Origin of the sequence: Rhodanobacter spathiphylli B39 (assembly GCF_000264295.1) — a bacterium.
In the GTDB taxonomy this organism is placed as follows: Bacteria; Pseudomonadota; Gammaproteobacteria; order Xanthomonadales; family Rhodanobacteraceae; genus Rhodanobacter; species Rhodanobacter spathiphylli.
This window is the reverse complement of the sequence record NZ_AJXT01000092.1, coordinates 1-378: the sequence shown is the minus strand read 5'-3', so window position 1 is coordinate 378 and position 378 is coordinate 1. Positions and strand designations below refer to the sequence as shown.

1 protein-coding gene is annotated in these 378 nt (G+C 70.6%); it reads right to left on the bottom strand.

Features of this window, described 5'->3' with window-relative positions:
• On the bottom strand, positions 1-378 hold a 378-nt coding region (locus UU7_RS17085), incomplete at both ends, for a transposase (protein ID WP_040673652.1).

The following is a 378-nucleotide window of genomic DNA, read 5'->3' as shown; positions in this document are numbered from 1 at the left end:
CGCGGCAGCTGATCGCGCCCAGCCGCGTGTGTCCGCCGCTGGAGTGCTGCGTCGGCACCATGCCGAGCCAGGCCGCCAGCTGCCGGCCGTTGCGGAATTCCTGCGCCTTGCCGAGGCTGGCAATCAGCGCATCCGCCGTGAGCGCCCCGACACCGACGATCGCGCGCAGCCGCACGCACCGCTCGTCATCGCGCGCATGGGATTCGATGCGTGCATCGCACGCGTCGAAGGCCGTGCGGACCTGCGTCCAGTGGGCGTCGACGCTGCGGATCAACGCCTTGAACTGCGCCGGCAGCGCGGTGTGTGCATCCAGATCGGCCAGCACCCGGCGCAGGGCCTTGTCGCTCTTGCCCATCACGATGCCGAACTCGGCCAGCA